The following is a 16710-nucleotide window of genomic DNA, read 5'->3' as shown; positions in this document are numbered from 1 at the left end:
GGGCCGCCCGCGCGGACCTGGCGATCATCACTTCGCCCGGACGTTTCGGGCGCTGCCTACGGGTACTGATGGATCTGGCGTTGACCGGTCGGCACCCCAGTTCGACCGCGCCGGTAGAAAGACGTGGTCGCCGTGAACATGCGGAGCGCGAATCGTACGGTTCAGGAAGCCGGGAGTGAGGCCGCCACCAGCCGCTGGATGCAGTGGCTGGCCCGCGCCGGACTGGTGGCCAGAGGCGTCAACTACGTGCTGATCGGCATTCTGGCGGTGCAGATCGGGCTGGGCGGCGGCGGCAAGGAGGCCGACCGCGTCGGCGCGCTGCACGAGGTCGCCAAGCACTCGGGCGGCACCTTCGTGCTGTGGCTGCTGGTGGTGGGCTTCGGAGGGCTGTCGCTCTGGCGGCTCGCGGAGGCGGCCTACGGCCAGGCCGACCCGGACGGGCACAAGGCGACCAAGCGGCTGGCGTCCCTGGCCCGCGGCGTCTTCTACGCCTTCGTCTGCGTCAGCATCATCGGCTTCCTGCTGAGCATCGGCGGCCAGAGCTCCAGCGACAAGCAGTCGAAGGACTTCAGCGCACGCCTCATGGACTACACCGGGGGCCGGTGGCTCGTGCTGCTGGTCGGGCTGGTCATCGCGGGTGCCGCCGTCGCCATCGTCGTGGGCGCGATCCGCAAGAAGTTCCGCAAGCACCTGAAGCTCGGGGAGATGAGCGCGCACACCCGCAAGGTGGTCGAGACCATGGGCGCCGTCGGGTACGCCGCGCGCGGCATCGTCTTCGGCGTGGTCGGGGTCTTCCTGGCCATCGCCGCCATCAACTTCGACCCCAAGGACAGCCAGGGCATCGACGGAGCGCTGCGCAAGCTCGCCGAGACGCCGCTCGGCCCCTGGCTGCTGATCGCCGTGGCCGTCGGCCTGGTGATCTTCGGGGTCTACTCCTGCTGTGAGGCGCGCTGGCGCCGGGTGCAGCCCGGGCAGAGCACCCAGAACGCCTGAGGTCCATCGGCGCATGACATGACGATGACGGACAAGACGGCCGGGGAGTGGCTGCTCACCCGGCAGGAGCGCGGAAACCCCGCGACCCGCCTGAACGACCGGCACGACGGCGAGGCGGCGTGGTCGACCGGCAACAGCGTCCGGCCGCTGGTGCACGGCGCCGCGTACTTCACCGAGCTGCTGGCCGCCGTACGCGGGCTGCGGGCGGGCGACCTGCTGATGTTCACCGACTGGCGCGGTGACCCGGACGAACTGCTGGCCGACGGGGTCGACGTCGCGGAGGCCCTGTGCCACGCGGCACGGGACGGCGTGATCGTCAAGGGCCTGGTGTGGCGGTCGCATCTGGACAAGCTGCAGTTCAGCCAGGCGGAGAACCGGCATCTGGGTGAGGATCTCGAGGCGGCGGGCGGGGAGTGCCTGCTGGACATGCGGGTACGGCCCGGCGGCTCGCATCACCAGAAGTTCGTCGTGCTGCGTCACATCGGGCGCCCGGAGCTGGACGTGGCCTACGTCGGCGGGATCGACCTGTGCCACAGCCGGCGCGACGACGCCGATCACAAGGGGGATCCGCAGGCTCAGCCGATCTCCAAGATCTACGGGAGCCGGCCCCCGTGGCACGACGCCCAGGTGGAGATCCGCGGCCCCGCGGTCGGCGACGTGGAGGCCGTCTTCCGCGAGCGCTGGGAGGACCCCGCCCCGCTGACCCGCAACCCGATGCACCGGCTGCGCGCGCTCCTGCAGCGGGAGGACACCGTCCCCGACCCGTTGCCGCCGCAGCCGCCCGACCCGCCGCCCTGCGGCCCGCACACCGTGCAGTTGCTGCGCACCTACCCGCGGCGGCGGCGCGGGTACGCCTTCGCCCCGGACGGTGAGCGCAGCATCGCCCGCAGTTATCACAAGGTGCTCCGCCGGGCCAGGAGCCTGATCTACCTCGAGGACCAGTACCTCTGGTCCCCGCAGGTGGCGGCGCCGTTCGCGGAGGCGCTGGACGCCGACCCCGGGCTGCACATGATCGCCGTCATCCCCGGCTTCCCCGACCAGGACGGACGCCTGTCGCTGCCCCCCAACCTGGTCGGGCACGGCCTGGCACTGGATCTCCTCCGGCGCGGCGGCGGCGACCGGGTCGCCGTCTACGGCCTGGAGAACCACGAGGGCACCGCCGTCTACGTGCACGCCAAGGTCTGTGTGATCGACGACACCTGGGCGTGCGTGGGCTCGGACAACTTCAACCTCCGCTCCTGGACCCACGACTCCGAGCTGAGCTGTGCCGTCCTCGACGAGACGCCCGACCCGCGGGAGCCGCGCTTTCCCGGTGAGCCGGGCCGGCCCGCCCGGGTCTACGCCCGCGACCTGCGGCTGAGTCTCAACCGCGAGCACCTGGACCGGCCCGGCGGTGACGACGCCGACCTCTGCGATCCGCGGGCGCTCTTCCGGGCCTACGCCGAGTCGGCCGCCGCCCTGGACGCCTGGCACGGCTCCGGTCGGCAGGGGCCCCGCCCGCCCGGGCGGCTGCGCGCCTTCCGGCAACCGGACCTCTCGCGGTGGACCAGGGCCTGGGCCACGCCGGTGTACCGGGGCTTCTACGACCCCGACGGGCGGCCACGCGCACTACGGCGGGCCGGCACCTTCTGATCCGGCCCGCCCTGAGCCGGCCCGCCGGTCCAGGTGTTCTCACATGCTGTGGAGGACCGAGTGCAGCATCTCGACGGTGGCGTCGGGGGTGGCCTGGACCGCCAGCCGGTTCATGACCGCCATGTAATGGTCGAGGTCCTCGCGTTTGTCGAGGTACAGGGCGCTGGTGAGCTGTTCGAGATAGACGATGTCGGGGAGGTCGGGCTGTGAGAACCGCAGGATGGTGAACGGCGCGCCGATGGCCGGATGACCGTCACCGTGGAACGGCACCATCTGCAGGGTGACGTTGCGGAGCCGGGTCAGCTCGAGCAGGTGCAGCAGTTGCTCCCGCATGACCTGCCGGCCGCCGAGCGGGCGCCGCACGGCGGCCTCGTCCATCACCACCCACAACTGCGGAGCGTCGGCGCGCATGAGCAACTGCTGCCGCGTCATTCGCAGATCGACCTTTCGGTCGATCTCATCGGCGGCCGCGGCGGGGTAGTTCACGCCGAACAGGGCGCGCGCGTAGTCCTGCGTCTGCAGAAGACCGGGGACGGAATGGGCCTCGTAGACGCGGATCAACGAGGCGGCCTGCTCCAGTCCGACATAGGCCTCGAACCACTCCGGAACGGCGTCCCCGTAATGGTGCCACCAGCCGGGTGCGTTGGCCTGGCGGATCAATGCCAGCAGGGTCGACCGTTCCCGCTCGTCATCGAGGCCGTAGAGCGTGCACAGGTCGGCGACGTCACGCTCCTTGAAGCCCACCCGGCCGAGCTCCAACCGGCTGATCTTGGACGCCGACCCGCGGATCGCGTGCCCCGCGGCCTCTCGCGTCACGCCGCTGGCCTCCCGCAGCCGCCGCAGCTGGGCACCCAGCAGGATGCGCACGACCGTCGGCCCGCCCGCAGGCTGGTCGAACAGGTCGCGGATGGGCCCTGGGGCGTCCGGCTGGGAAGTGAACATACTCATCGCCATGTCAGAGGGAACAGGACAGCGAACAGAGTGCACCTTAGGGGATGCGAACACTGCACCATGGCCGACCCCCGTTCTGTTAAGACTTGAAACAAGACTGCCGGACGAGTTGTCAGCTCGCCCACTAATTTCCCGGATTCCGTTTGACCTCTCGAAAAAACGGGCGCATCCCAGGTCACCCATCGAATCCCCCAAAATCGGGTAACGGTCGTCCCAATGGGAAATACTTCTCCCATGGCTACCATCCGTACAGCGAACGCCCACTGGGAAGGCCCCCTGATCGGCGGGCACGGCGAGGTCTCACTCGACTCTTCGAAGATCGGGACCTTCGCGGTGGACTGGCCGTCGAGGGCCGAGAAGGCCAACGGCAAGACCAGTCCCGAAGAGCTCATCGCGGCGGCGCACTCCACCTGCTACTCCATGGCCCTCTCGCACGGCCTCGCCCAGGCCGGCACGCCGCCCGAGACGGTCGACACCAGAGCCGAGGTGACCTTCCAGCCCGGTGAGGGCATCACCGGGATCCGGCTCACCGTCCGCGCCACGGTGCCGGGCCTGTCCGCGGAGGACTTCGAGCACGCGGCGCAGGAGGCCAAGGCCAACTGCCCCGTGAGCAAGGCGCTGGCGGGCACACAGATCACTCTCGACGCGGCCCTGGCCTGAGGGCGGAGAGCCCGCCGGGCGGGCTCTCCGCCGGTCGGTGGATCGGCATGGCGTCCGATCAACGAGAATTCAGGAATGACGAATCCCAGGGAGACCCGTACACCGCTGTCGGGCCGGACCTCTTGGGCGTGGAATCTGCGGACCCCCCTGCGTGACTTCCTGCGCACCGAGACCGGCGGGGCCGCGATCCTGCTGTCCGCGACCCTGGCCGCCCTGCTCTGGGCGAACATCGACGCGTCGTCGTACGAGTCCGTATGGCGGACCGAGCTGTCGATTGACATCGGCGGAGCGGGGGTCTCCCAGGACCTGCGCCAGTGGGTGAACGCCGGGCTGATGACGTTCTTCTTCTTCGTGGTCGGCCTCGAGGCGCGCCGCGAGTTCGACATGGGAGAACTGCGCGACCGGCGGCGGCTCGCGCTCCCGCTGGTGGCCGGCGTCGGCGGGATGCTCGTGCCCATCGCGCTCTACCTGGCGCTGAACGCGGGCCGTCCCTCCGCGCACGGCTGGGGTGCGGCCATGTCTACGGACACGGCGTTCGCACTGGGCATGCTGGCACTGGTCGGCTCGCGTCTGCCCGCCCGCCTGCGCACCTATCTGCTCACCGTCACCGTCGTGGACGATCTCGTCGCGCTCGTGGTCATCGCGGTCTTCTACAGCGAGCACGTGGAGCCGGCCGCGCTCATGATCGGGATCGCCATCTTCGGCGCGACCCTCGTCGTGCGCGCGTCCGGCGTCCGGCAGGGGCTGGTCTACGTCCTGCTCGGCGGCGCGGTGTGGGTGGCGCTGCTCAAGTCCGGCATCGAACCCGTCGTCGTCGGCCTGGCCATGGGCCTGCTGACCTATGCGTCCCCGGCGGCCCGCGGCGACCTCGAACGCGCCTCGGATCTCTTCCGGCTCTTCCGCGAGCAGCCGACACCGGAGCTCGCCCGGTCGGCCAGCCTCGGACTCGCCTCGGCGATCTCCCCCAACGAGCGGTTGCAGCAGCTCTACCATCCCTGGACGAGCTACGTGATCGTGCCGATCTTCGCGCTCGCGAACGCCGGGATCACCATCAGCGCCGACTTCCTGGCCCGCGCGTTCACCTCGCCGATCACCCTGGGCATCCTGGTCGCCTACCTGCTCGGCAAGCCGATCGGCATCATCGGTTCGTCCTGGCTGGTCACCATGTTGACCAGGGGGCGGGTCCGGCCTCCGGTCGGCTGGGCGGCGGTCGCCGGGGCGGGCACCATCGCCGGCATCGGCTTCACCGTCTCGCTGCTGATCGCGACCCTGGCCTTCACCGGCACCCGGCTCGAGGAGGCCAAGCTCGGCATCCTCACCTCGGCCCTCTGCGCGTCCCTGCTGACCTGGGTGGTCTTCCGGGTGACGGCCATGCTGCCGAAAAGGGCGCGGGTCCGGGCCCTGCTGGGCACCGCCGAGAGCATCGTCGACCTCGCCGCGCCGGTCGACCCGGACCGCGACCACATGCGCGGGCCCGACGACGCCCCGGTGACGATGGTCGAGTACGGGGACTTCGAGTGCCCCTTCTGCGGCCAGGCGGAGCCGGTCGTCCGCGAACTGCTCACCGACTTCGGAGGGGACGTCCGCTACGTCTGGCGGCATCTCCCGCTCAACGACGTGCACCCCAACGCGCAGCTCGCCGCCGAGGCGGCGGAGGCGGCGGCCGAGCAGGGCGCCTTCTGGGAGATGCACGACCTGCTGCTCGATCGGCAGGACGCCCTGAAGGTCTCCGATCTGGTTCGCTACGCCGCCGAACTCGGCCTCGACGCCGACCGGTTCCGCCACGACCTGCGGACCCACAGGGGGACCGACCGGATCGCGGAGGACGTCGACTCCGCCGACCTGAGCGGGGTCTCGGGCACACCGACCTTCTTCATCAACGGCCGGCGGCACCACGGCGCGTACGACATCATCAGCCTCTCCACCGCCGTGCGGGCCGCCCACGCACGCGAGGTCCTCAGGTCCTAGTCGCCCGTGCCCGGGTCAGGCCGCCGCGACGGCGCGTGCGGGCAGCCCGTGCGGCCGCGCCTGTGCCAGCACCGTCCCGGCACCGGTGCCGAGCCGTACGGTCAGCTGGAAGCGGTGCTGCTCGCCGACCCGGTTCGGCTCGAAGGCGACGTGCGCGAAGCGCGCCCGGGGCGTGGCCGACGCGGCGAGCCGGTCCAGCTCGCCCTCGACCCGCGCCCACTCCGCGGCGGGGACGTACTGGCGCATGACCGAGTGCCACACCACGGTGAGCGTGCCGGGCTCGGGCCGGAGGCCCGCGAGGAAGTCGCCGGCGCCGGCGGTGACGACCTGGGCCGGCACCTGCGCGGCCAGCCGGAGCGCGCCGTCGAGCCGCGCGACCCGGTCGGTCTGGTCCGGCCAGACATAGGCCCGCAGGGCCAGCTCACCGGCGGGCGACAGCGGATCGATGGGCGTCAGGTCGCAGCCGCGCCGTTCGGTGACCGTCAGGGCGGGATGCCGGGCCGCGGCCCGCACCAGCCATGGCGGCGGAGCGCCGCGCCAGGCGTCCGCCAGCACGACCGGTGAGTCGACCGGACCCCAGGAGATCCCCTCACTGACGCAGCGGAAGCGGTCGGCGCGCAGGTTGAGCCCGGCACTGGCACCGAGCTCGAAGAGCCGGATGGGCAGTGGCCCGGGCCCCAGGGCGGCCAGCAGCCCGGCGATCAGCAGGTTGGCCCGGCCGACCTCGTTGGTCTGCGGCGGGCGCGTCATCCAGTCCCGGATCCAGGCCGTCTCGGCGGCGACGGTGGTCCGGAACGCGGCCCAGCAGGCCTCCGGCCGGTCCGCGTCGAAGACCCCGCCCGCGCTCGGGTAGTGCGCGGCCAGGTCGGGGGCACGGCCGGTGAGGACCGCCGCGTGCACCCCGCCGAGCAGCCGCAGCGCGATGGCGTCCGGCCCGGGGGCGTCCTCGTACCCGGCCACCGCGTCCGCGCAGGGCCCGCCGTCGCGCACGTCGTGCGCCGCCCTGCCGAGCAGGAACGCGTACAGCGGTGAGCCGAGCTCAGCGCAGGCCTTCGCCTGATATTCGATCATGGCGGCGGTGCGTTCGACGGACATCGAAGCCTCCCCGTCCATCGTCCCACCACGGCGGGGCCGGGACTCACCGGGATGAGCGACAATCGACCTCATGTGGTTCGGCATCCTCGGCGCGATGGAGGTGCGGCACACCGACGGAGGCCTGGTGTCCGTCGGCGGGCCGCGGGTGCGCTCGTTGCTGGCCCTGCTGCTGCTGAACGCGGGCCGGATGGTCACCGCGGAGACGCTGATCGACGGTCTCTACGGTGAGCGCCCGCCGGAGGGCGCCGCCAACGCCCTCCAGTCCCAGGTGTCCCGGCTCCGCCGGGGGCTGCGGGACGCGGCCGGAGGCGGCGACCTGGTCGAGCTGGCGCCCGCGGGCTACCGGCTGGCGATCGACCCCCATGACGTCGACGTGCACCGCTTCGAGCGGCTCGCCGAGGAGGGGCGGCACGCGCTCGCCGCCGGCGATCACGTCCAGGCCGCCGGGCTGCTGCGCGAGGCACTGGCCCTGTGGCGAGGGCCGGCGCTGGCCGACGTGGCGGACGCCCCGTTCGCCGAGACGCAGGCGGTCCGGCTCGAGGAGCTCCGGCTGGCCGCCATCGAGGACCGCGTGGAGGCCGAGCTCGCGCTGGGCGAGCACCGGGCCCGCGCGCTGGTGGCGGAGCTCCAGGGCCTGACCGCCGCCCATCCGCTCCGCGAACGGCTCCGGGCCCAGCTCATGCTGGCGCTGTACGCGAGCGGACGGCAGGCCGAGGCGCTCGCGGTCTACCAGGACGCGAAGCGGATGCTCGCCGACGAGCTCGGCGCCGACCCGTCCCCGGAGCTGTCCGCCGCGCATCTGGCCGTGCTGCGGGCCGAACCGACGCCGCTGCCCGCCCCGCCCGCCAGGACGCCGGCTCCGCGGTGGTCCGGGCCGCCCGCCCAGCTCACCAGCTTCGTGGGCCGGGAGGATGAGCTGGCGCGGATCGGCAAACAGCTGGCCACCTCGCGCCTGGTCACGCTGCTCGGCCCGGGCGGGGCGGGCAAGACCAGGCTGGCGATCGAGGCGAGCGCCGGGGCCGACGCGGAGGTCTGCTTCGTGGACCTGGCGCCGGTGACCGACGGCGCCGAGGTGCCGCAGGCCATGCTCGCCGCCCTCGGCCTCCGCGAGGGCGGGTTGCTCCCGTCTGCGCCCGGCCCGCCGCCCGATCCCACCGACCGGCTGGTCGCCGCGCTCACCGACCGGCGGGCGCTGGTCATCCTCGACAACTGCGAGCACGTGGTCGCGGACGCCGCCCGGCTCGCCCACCGGCTGCTCGGCGCCTGCCCCGAGCTGCGCGTCCTGGCCACCAGCCGGGAGGCGCTCGGCATCACCGGCGAGTCGCTGCACCCGGTCCCGCCGCTGGCGCTGCCCGCGCCGGGCACCGCGCCGCTGGAGGCGCTCGGCTACCCGGCGGTCCGGCTGTTCGCGGACCGGGCCGCCGCCGTGCGCCCGGACTTCCAGGTGGACACCGGCAACGCCGAGACCGTCCTGCGCATCTGCGCCGCCCTCGACGGGCAGCCGCTGGCGATCGAGCTCGCCGCGGCCCGGTTGCGCTCGCTGACCGTCGCGGACGTCGCCGCCCGGCTGGACGACCGTTTCCGGCTGCTGTCGCGCGGCGACCGGACCAAGGCGCCCCGGCACCAGACGCTGCGCGCCGTGGTGGAGTGGAGCTGGGACCTGCTGGACGAACCCGAGAAGGTGCTGGCCAGACGGCTGACCGTCTTCAGCGGAGGCGCACTTCCGGAGGCGGTGCGGCGGGTGTGCGGGCTGCCCGACGACGAGGTCGATGACCTGCTCGCCGACCTCACGGACAAGTCGCTGGTCGAGTGCGCGAACGGGCGGTACCGCATGCTGGACACCATCAGGGTGTTCTGCGCCGAACGGCTGGCCGAGGCCGGCGAGGAGGAGCGGCTGCGCGAGGCGCACCTGGCCTATTTCCAGGAGCTGGCCCGGACCGCGGAACCCCACCTGCTCCGCGCGGAGCAGCTGGAATGGCTGGACCGGCTGGCCGCCGAGCACGCCGACCTCAACACCGCGCTGCGCCGGGCCGTGCGCGCCGACCCGGTCTCGGCCCTCCGGCTGCTGGCCTGGCTGTCGACGTACTGGTGGCTGCGCGGGCTGCGCAGCGAGGGAACCGCACCGGCCCTCGAGCTGCTGGAGGTGTTCGGCACCGAGCCGCCCCCCGGGCTGGCACAGGAGTACGTCTTCTGCGTGGTGAGCGCGATGACCTCCGGGCAGGACCTCCCCCTCCCGCTGGAGCGGGCCAAATCGATCATGACGGCGCTGGACGCGCCGCCCGCGCAGCCGTTCCTCCTGCTGATGTGGGCGCTGGCCGTGGGGCCCAACGGCGCCGAGGAGCCGGACGTCGCCCACTTGAAGCGGCAGTTCGCCGTGGAGCCCTGGTCCGACGCGCTGTTCAAGATCGGTCTGGGCATGGGACGGCTGTTCGACGGTGAGCTCGCCGAGGCCGAGCGCGAGTTCGACGCGGGGCTGGCGGGCTTCCGGAGGCTGGGAGACCGCTGGGGCATGATGCAGGTGCTCGACGAGCTGGCCAAACTCGCCGACTGGCGGGGAGACCGGGAGAGCTCGCTGGCCCTGCTGGCCGAGGCCGTGACCCTGGCCGAGCAGCTCGGCTCCCTGGAGGATCTGGCGGAGCTGCTGCACCGCCGCGCCGACGCCCTGGTGCGCTACGGCGACCTCGATGCCGCCCGCGCCGACTACGAACGCGCCGCGGACCTGGCCCGGCGGGCGGGCAGGCCGGGCAGCCTGTCCGGCGCGCATCGCGGTCTGGGGGAGATCGCCCGGCTCCGCGGCGACCTGGCCGAGGCACGCCGGCTGTACGAGCTCGCGCTCACCCAGTCCGCCACGGGCCTGTTCGACGGCGGGGAACGGCAGGGGCGCATCCTGATCGCACTCGGACGCATCGCCGAGACCGAGGGCGACGTCGACGAGGCGCGCTCCCGGCATCGGCAGGCGCTCGACCTGGCCCTGGACATCCAGTACATGCCGGTGATCGCGGCCGCGTCGGAGGCCATGGCGGGCGCCGCCCTGCTCGCCGGCGACGGCGAGCGGGCCGCACTGCTGCTCGGCGTGGGCAGGGCGCTGCGCGGCTCGTCCGTCCCCGGAGACCCCGACGTCGCCCGGATCACCGAACGCTCCCGCGCACAGCTCGGGGACACGGCGTACGCCTCGGCCTTCGAGCGGGGCGCGACCATGCCCAGGGACGAGGCACTGGCCTTCCTCCGCGGCTGACCGCCCCGCAAAGACCGCCCCATGCGCGGCGGACCGCCCCACAAAGGGGGAGGGCGGGCACCACTGTGGCGGGATGTGCCGGGCGATCACCGGCCCGAGCCTGGGAGGCATGGAACTCCCCCCTCGCAGGCCCCGTCCCGGCCCGCGGCGCCCGCCGGCCGCCGCGGTGCCCACCGGACTGCCCGCCCGAACACCCACCTCAATGCCCGCCCGAATGCCCGCCAGGGTACTGGCCGGGCTGCTGACCGCGGTGCTGGCCGGAACACTCGCCGGATGCGGGTCCGGCGGCGGCCACGCCCCGAGCCCGAGCCCGGCCGGTACTCCGAACACGCAGCAGGTGGCCGCGCTCTACCGCCGGCTCGCCCAGTGCATACGTCAGCACGGCGTACCGAACCTGCCGGACCCGGTGCAGAACCCGACCACCGGCGAGTGGGAGCTGCCGCCGGGCACCGCCGAGCCGGGCCGGGCAGCGATGGAGGCCTGCCGGTCCCTCGCGGAGCAGATCCCCCAGGGCAACGGCAAACGGGCCAGGTCCGCCGCCGACATGGCGCAACTGCGCAAGTTCGCCCAGTGCATGCGCGACCACGGCGTGCCCGACTGGCCGGACCCGAACAGCGAGGGGGCGTTCTCGATGCCGCCCCGGCTGGAGCGCCTCGGCAAGCGCGGCGTGATGGCGCAGCTGGAGGCCTGCAAGCAGTACAACGTCGGGCGCGGCGTCACGACGACCAATGGATAGGCGGCCGGGCGGCCGGCCCGGCCGGGCGCGCACCGTCACGGCGGCCGGCCTGCTGGTCCTGCTGGCGGCCGGCGGGGCCGCCTGGGCGGCATGGGACACCACCGGACGGTCCCGCCCGGCGTCCGCGACCACGACGGGCACGACGACCGGCACCGCCCGGGTGGTCCGCACCGACGTCGCGCAACGGCAGCAGGTCGCGGGCACGCTGGGCCACGCCGGTGCCTACAACGTGATCGCCGGTGGCGGCGAGGGCGTCGTGACCCGGCTGCCACCGCTGGGCACGATCGTGCGCCGGGGCCGGCCCGCCTACGAGGTCGACGGCCGTCCGGTGCCCCTGCTGTACGGCGCCCGGCCGGTATGGCGCTCGTTCGTGCTCGGCATGACCGACGGCACGGACGTCCGCCAGCTCGAACGCAACCTGACCGCCCTCGGGTACGGGGGCGGCCTGACCGCCGACCGGCATTTCTCGTTCTCGACCTACCTGGCGGTCCGGCGCTGGCAGAAGGACGCGCACCTGCCCGTCACCGGAGGGATACCCCTCGGTCAGATCGTCTTCGTGCCCGGCCCGATCCGGGTCTCCGCACAGGACGTCAAGGTGGGCATGCCGCTGCGCGCCGGCCTGCAGGTGGAGCACGGGACGCGGGACATGCCCGCCGTCACGGTGCAGCTCGATCCCGCGCTCAGCCCTGCCGTGCACGAGGGCGACGCCGTGGTGGTCACCATGCCGGACGGGCGCGCCAAGGACGGCAGGATCAGTGACGTGGGCGCGGTCGCCGTGACCCCGCCGCCCGCCGACGGCGGTGGCGGCGGGCCGGTGCAGTCGCTGGTGCCCGTCACCATCGAACTGCCGGGCGCGGGGCGCACCCTCGACCAGGCGCAGGTGCAGGTCTCGATCGTCTCCGGCGCGCACCGGGGTGTGCTCGCCGTGCCGATCGTCGCCCTGCTGGCCCGCCCGGGCGGTGCGTACGAGGTCGTCACGGTGTCCGGGGGCGTACGGCGTCCCGTCCCCATCCAGCCGGGCCTGTTCGACCAGCAGGCGGGACTGGTCGAGGTGACCGGGGCCGGGCTGGCCGAGGGCCAGTACGTGGAGGTGCCCGATGCCGCTTCTTGAGCTGCAGGACGTGCGCAAGTCCTATCCGGGCGAACCCCCGGTGGAGTCGCTGCGCGGCGTGAGCCTGAGCGTGGCGCACGGCGAGATGATCGCGGTGCGCGGCCCCTCCGGGTCGGGCAAGTCCACGCTGCTCCATCTGATGGCGGCGCTGGACCGGCCGACGGAGGGACGGGTACGGCTCGACGGCCAGGCCGTCGAGGGGCTGTCGGACCGCCGGCTCGCCGGGCTCCGCGCGCACCGGATCGGGGTGGTCTTCCAGCAGTTCTCGCTGATGGACAGCCTCACCGCGGTGCAGAACGTGGCGGAGGGGCTGCTGTACCGCGGCGTGCCGAGGGCCGAGCGCGGCCGGGCGGCCGAGGCGGCGCTCACCCGGGTCGGGCTGTCGCACCGGCTGCGGCACCGCGCCGGGAAGCTGTCGGGCGGCGAACGGCAACGGGTGGCCATCGCCCGCGCCGTCGTGGGCCGGCCGGCGATCGTGTTCGCCGACGAGCCCACCGGCAACCTGGACTCGGTGACCGGCGCGGAGATCCTCGCCCTGCTGCGCGAGCTCAACGACGAGGGGACGACGCTGGTGATCGTCACGCACGAGGAGGCGGTGGCCGGGGCGTGCCGCCGGCGGATCCTGCTGCGCGACGGCCGGGTGGTCTCGTGAAGAGCACGCTGCGCGCCGCCGACCTGCTGCCGGTCGGGACGCTGGGGCTGCGGTCACGGCGGACACGGGCCGTGCTGTCGGCACTGGGCATCGCGCTCGGCATCGGCGCCATCGTGGGGGTGCTGGGGGTCACCCGGTCGAGCCAGTCACAGCTGCTGGCGCAGATCGACCGGCTGGGCACCAACCTGCTGACCGTGACCGTCGGCCACGATCTCAGCGGCCGGGAGGGCCGGCTCCCGCCCGAGGCCCCGAGCATGATCGGGCGGGTGGACGGCGTCGACCATGTCGCCCCGACCGCCCAGCTCACCGGCCACCAGGTCTACCGGAGCGATCTCATCCCGGCCGGGCAGACCGGCGGGCTGGCCGTCCGGGCCTGTGACACCACCCTGCCCGCGACCCTGGACGGGACGATGCGGCAGGGCCGGTTCCTGAACGCGGCGACGGTCCGGTACCCGGTGACCGTGCTCGGCGCCGAGGCCGCGCACGCGATGGGCATCTCCCGGATCGATCCCGGCAGCCGGGTGCGGCTCGGTGGCCACTGGTTCACGGTGGCCGGGGTGCTGAACCCGCTGCCGCTGGCCCCCGAGATCGACCGGTCCGCACTGGTGGGGTTCCCGGTGGCCGGGCGGCTGCTCGGTTACGACGGCCATCCGAGCCGGATCTACGTCCGGGCCGCCCAGCACCGGGTGGAGAACGTGGCCGCGCTGCTCACCGGCACGGCCAACCCGGCCGAGCCGCAGGGCGGCGCGACCGTGAACCGGCCGTCGGACGCCCTCACCGCCCGTATCGCGGTGGCCGAGTCGTACACCACGTTGTTCTCGGTGCTGGGCGCCATCGCCGTGCTCATCGGCGCGATCGGCATCGCCAACGTCATGGTGATCTCCGTCCTGGAGCGGCGGGCCGAGATCGGGCTGCGCCGGGCACTGGGCGCGGCGCGGGTGCACGTGGCGGTGCAGTTCTTCACCGAGTCGCTGGTGCTGTCGGCGCTCGGCGGGATCGCGGGCGTCCTGTTCGGGATCTCGGTGACCGCGGCGATGGCCTACCTGCGCGGCTGGGCGGTCCTGGTCCCCGGCATCGCCGTCTGGGGCGGCCTGGGCATTGCCATGCTGGCGGGCACGGTGGCCGGGCTGTACCCCGCGCTACGCGCGTCCCGGCTCTCCCCCACCGACGCCCTCCGCACGACCTGACGCCGTACGACCTGCCCCCCCGTCCCGGCCCGCGGCACCACCCCCTCCCCTCCGTGACCATGATCACGGAAGGGAGGGGGGTGGCGAGGGGCCGTCCGAGAGGGCCTCGTCGAGCGGTACGAGGCCCTGCTGGAGGCCGAAGATGGCCGCCTGGGTACGGTCCTGGAGGCGCAGCTTGGCCAGCACGTTCGACACGTGGGACTTCACCGTCTCCTCGCTCAGCGACAGGGCCCGGGCGATCTCCCGGTTGGCCCGGCCCCGCGACAGCAGCGACAGCACCTGCCGTTCCCGGGGGGTCAGCACCCGCAGCGGTTCCTCCGAGCCGCCGCCGCGCACCTGCCTGACCAGCAGCGCCGCGATCTTCGGCTCCAGGACGCTGCCGCCCCGGGCCGCGGCTCGCACCGCCTCCACGACCCGGTCGACCGCGGTGGTCTTGGGGAGGTAGGAGAGCGCACCCGCCCGTACCGCCTCGATCACCCGGGCGTCCTCCTGGAAGGAGGTCAGCACGACGACCGCGGGCAGCGGGCCGTCGGCGCACAGGGCTTCGAGCACTCCGAGCCCGTCCAGCCCCGGCATCACCATGTCGAGCAGGACGACGTCGGGGCGGAGCGCCCGGATCGCGGTCAGGGCCCGCCGCCCGTCGGCGCAGTCCCCGACGACCTCGATGTCCGGCTCCTGGTCGAGCACGAAGCGCAGTCCCTGCCGTACGACCTCGTGGTCGTCCACGATGACCACCCTGATCACGATGCCCCCTCCGGCAACCGCACGCGCACGACGGTCCCCTCCCCCGGAGCGCTCGTCACCTCCAGTGCGCCGCCCAGCTCGGCCGCGCGCTCGCGCATCAGGTCCAGGCCCATGCCGTGCCGCTCGCCCGCCCGGGCCACGTCGAATCCGCGGCCGTCATCGCTGATCTCCAGCCGTACCCGGCCGTCGCCGCCGGCCAGCGTCACCCGGATCTTCTCCGGGACGCCGTGCCGGACGGCGTTGCCGAGTGACTCCTGGACGATCCGCAGCACGGCCGATTCGGCGGCCGGTTCCAGCCGTACGTCCGCCAGCTCCGGCTCCACCCGGATTCCCAGCCGCTCCTCGTACGCCCCGCACAGCTCGGCGATCGCGGGGACGAGCCCCAGGTCGTCGAGGACCACCGGGCGGAGCTCCAGCAGCAGCGCCTGCATCTCCCGCATGGCGCGGGCCGCCGTGCGCTCCATGGTCTGCGCCTCGGGCCGCAGCCCGGACCCTTCCGGCAGTGCCTTGCGCATCCCCCCGGCCAGCAGGCTCAGCGAGAACAGGTCCTGCGAGATGGAGTCGTGCAGCTCCCGGGCGATGCGCGCCCGCTCGGTGCGCCTGCCGTCCGCGTCGGCCCGGCCGCGTTCGGCGTGCAGCGTCTCCGACAGCCGCTCGGCCATCCGGTTGAACCCGTCCTCGAGCCGGCCGATCTCGTCGGCTCCGGAGACCTGGACCCGGGGTCGCAGATCCCCGTCGGCCATCGTGGTGGTGACCTGCGCCAGCCGGCGTACCCGCCGGATCAGCCGCCGGGTGGTCAGCAGCCCGAACAGCGCCCCCACCGGCACGATGATGCCGAGCACCGCCACCCCCGCGGCCACCACCGGGCCCGTGGGAGTGTCCCGGGGAGCTCCACTGATCTTCGGTGGGGCCAGGACGAACACCACGCCGATCACCCGTGCGGTTCCCTTGTCCTTCAGGCCGAAAGGATCGATCTTGCCGTTCGGGCTGACCGGTTCTCCCCCTGAGTCCAGCGAGTACGGTGCCTGCAAGGGGTACGCCGCCCAGGCCATCTCCCGGCCGGCCAGCCGGGTGACGCCCGAGCCGGACATCGCCAGCATGAGCTGAGCGGGCAGCCGGGACCCCTGCGGGTAGGCCCGCGGGGACGTCGAGCTCAGCACCGACCCGTCCGGAGCGACGATCACCTTCGACCCGTGCCCGCCATCGTCGTTCCACGGGACCGCGATGGCCTGGGGAGGACCCTCGGGCCGCGGTCCGGTAGCGCCGATCACGCCGATCCCCTGCCGGGCCACCAGCTCCCGGAGACCCGTCTCGCTCAGCCCGGGATGGGCGGTCATCACCTCCAGCGTCACCTTGGTCAGGCTCTTGGCGTCGTAGCCGGCCTGCGACTGGACCCGGTACGTCGGATCGATCTCCGCGAACAGCGGCCCGAGGACCACGATCATGATCACTTCGACCACCACGACCGCCGCCGCGGTGACCAGGACGTACGACACCGCCATCCTGGTCCGGAGGCCGTACCTCGCACGCGCCATGTTCTCCCGCCCGGTTCCTCCTGCCCCGGGCCCGCCCTCCCGCCCGGGGGACCGGTGCCGCCTGCGGACCCATGCCGCCCAGAGACTCCAGGCCAGCGTAAACATTTCGGACATAACCGTCGTCCCCCCGGAGAGGGAACCGGTCTCGCTCTCCCGTGCCGGTCGCCGTCCTCCCGGGCACGGATCGTTACCGCGTCCGGGTCGTGGCAGA

At 73.3% G+C, this 16710-nt stretch carries 13 protein-coding genes; 9 read left to right on the top strand and 4 right to left on the bottom strand.

The window, feature by feature from the left end:
• The first annotated feature begins 138 nt into the window (after positions 1-138).
• Both ACRYCC_RS04175 and ACRYCC_RS04170 read left to right on the top strand, forming a co-directional pair.
• Positions 139-993, top strand: coding sequence for a DUF1206 domain-containing protein (locus ACRYCC_RS04175; RefSeq protein WP_433808854.1), 855 nt, complete (start codon positions 139-141; stop codon positions 991-993).
• Between the two features lie 24 nt (positions 994-1017).
• Positions 1018-2625, top strand: a complete 1608-nt coding sequence (locus tag ACRYCC_RS04170) for a phospholipase D family protein (RefSeq protein ID WP_433808852.1) — start codon at positions 1018-1020, stop codon at positions 2623-2625.
• 39 nt (positions 2626-2664) lie between these two features.
• Here the strand turns inward: ACRYCC_RS04170 and ACRYCC_RS04165 are convergent, their stop codons facing one another.
• Complete coding sequence (locus ACRYCC_RS04165) at positions 2665-3567, bottom strand: Sco1979 family transcriptional regulator (protein ID WP_433809913.1); 903 nt, start codon at positions 3565-3567, stop codon at positions 2665-2667.
• Positions 3568-3810: 243 nt separating this feature from the next.
• Between ACRYCC_RS04165 and ACRYCC_RS04160 the strand changes: the two genes are divergently transcribed.
• Both ACRYCC_RS04160 and nhaA read left to right on the top strand, forming a co-directional pair.
• Positions 3811-4236, top strand: coding sequence for an OsmC family protein (locus tag ACRYCC_RS04160; RefSeq protein ID WP_433808850.1), 426 nt, complete (start codon positions 3811-3813; stop codon positions 4234-4236).
• Between the two features lie 75 nt (positions 4237-4311).
• The gene (gene nhaA / locus ACRYCC_RS04155; RefSeq protein ID WP_433808848.1) at positions 4312-6204 is read left to right on the top strand and encodes a Na+/H+ antiporter NhaA; all 1893 of its coding nucleotides are present in this window, start codon (positions 4312-4314) and stop codon (positions 6202-6204) included.
• Between the two features lie 15 nt (positions 6205-6219).
• On the opposite strand, the gene ACRYCC_RS04150 is transcribed toward nhaA, so the two are convergent.
• On the bottom strand, positions 6220-7299 hold the full coding sequence (locus tag ACRYCC_RS04150; RefSeq protein WP_433808846.1) for a DUF2332 domain-containing protein: 1080 nt from the start codon (positions 7297-7299) through the stop codon (positions 6220-6222).
• Positions 7300-7369: 70 nt separating this feature from the next.
• Between ACRYCC_RS04150 and ACRYCC_RS04145 the strand changes: the two genes are divergently transcribed.
• The 5 genes from ACRYCC_RS04145 (at position 7370) to ACRYCC_RS04125 (ending at position 14220) form a co-directional block, all read left to right on the top strand.
• Positions 7370-10534 (top strand): AfsR/SARP family transcriptional regulator, encoded by a 3165-nt coding sequence (locus ACRYCC_RS04145; RefSeq protein ID WP_433808844.1) that lies wholly within the window; start codon positions 7370-7372, stop codon positions 10532-10534.
• A 214-nt stretch (positions 10535-10748) separates the two neighbouring features.
• Positions 10749-11270: a hypothetical protein gene (locus ACRYCC_RS04140; protein WP_433808842.1), complete on the top strand. Its 522-nt coding sequence runs from the start codon at positions 10749-10751 to the stop codon at positions 11268-11270.
• Positions 11263-12381, top strand: coding sequence for a peptidoglycan-binding protein (locus ACRYCC_RS04135; RefSeq protein ID WP_433808840.1), 1119 nt, complete (start codon positions 11263-11265; stop codon positions 12379-12381). The genes ACRYCC_RS04140 and ACRYCC_RS04135 overlap by 8 nt, the downstream gene beginning before the upstream one ends.
• Positions 12368-13033 (top strand): ABC transporter ATP-binding protein, encoded by a 666-nt coding sequence (locus ACRYCC_RS04130; RefSeq protein WP_433808838.1) that lies wholly within the window; start codon positions 12368-12370, stop codon positions 13031-13033. Before ACRYCC_RS04135 ends, ACRYCC_RS04130 begins: the two co-directional genes overlap by 14 nt.
• A complete protein-coding gene (locus tag ACRYCC_RS04125; protein WP_433808836.1) occupies positions 13030-14220 on the top strand; it encodes an ABC transporter permease in 1191 nt (396 codons plus the stop codon). Before ACRYCC_RS04130 ends, ACRYCC_RS04125 begins: the two co-directional genes overlap by 4 nt.
• A gap of 63 nt (positions 14221-14283) precedes the next feature.
• On the opposite strand, the gene ACRYCC_RS04120 is transcribed toward ACRYCC_RS04125, so the two are convergent.
• The gene (locus ACRYCC_RS04120; RefSeq protein ID WP_433808834.1) at positions 14284-14964 is read right to left on the bottom strand and encodes a response regulator; all 681 of its coding nucleotides are present in this window, start codon (positions 14962-14964) and stop codon (positions 14284-14286) included.
• On the bottom strand, positions 14961-16499 hold the full coding sequence (locus ACRYCC_RS04115; RefSeq protein ID WP_433808832.1) for a HAMP domain-containing sensor histidine kinase: 1539 nt from the start codon (positions 16497-16499) through the stop codon (positions 14961-14963). Before ACRYCC_RS04115 ends, ACRYCC_RS04120 begins: the two co-directional genes overlap by 4 nt.
• Positions 16500-16710 lie beyond the last annotated feature (211 nt).

This window comes from Actinomadura scrupuli (assembly GCF_050971785.1).
In the GTDB taxonomy this organism is placed as follows: Bacteria; Actinomycetota; Actinomycetes; order Streptosporangiales; family Streptosporangiaceae; genus Actinomadura_E; species Actinomadura_E scrupuli.
Note: the sequence above shows the minus strand (reverse complement) of the source record. Positions and strands in the feature narration are given on the sequence as shown.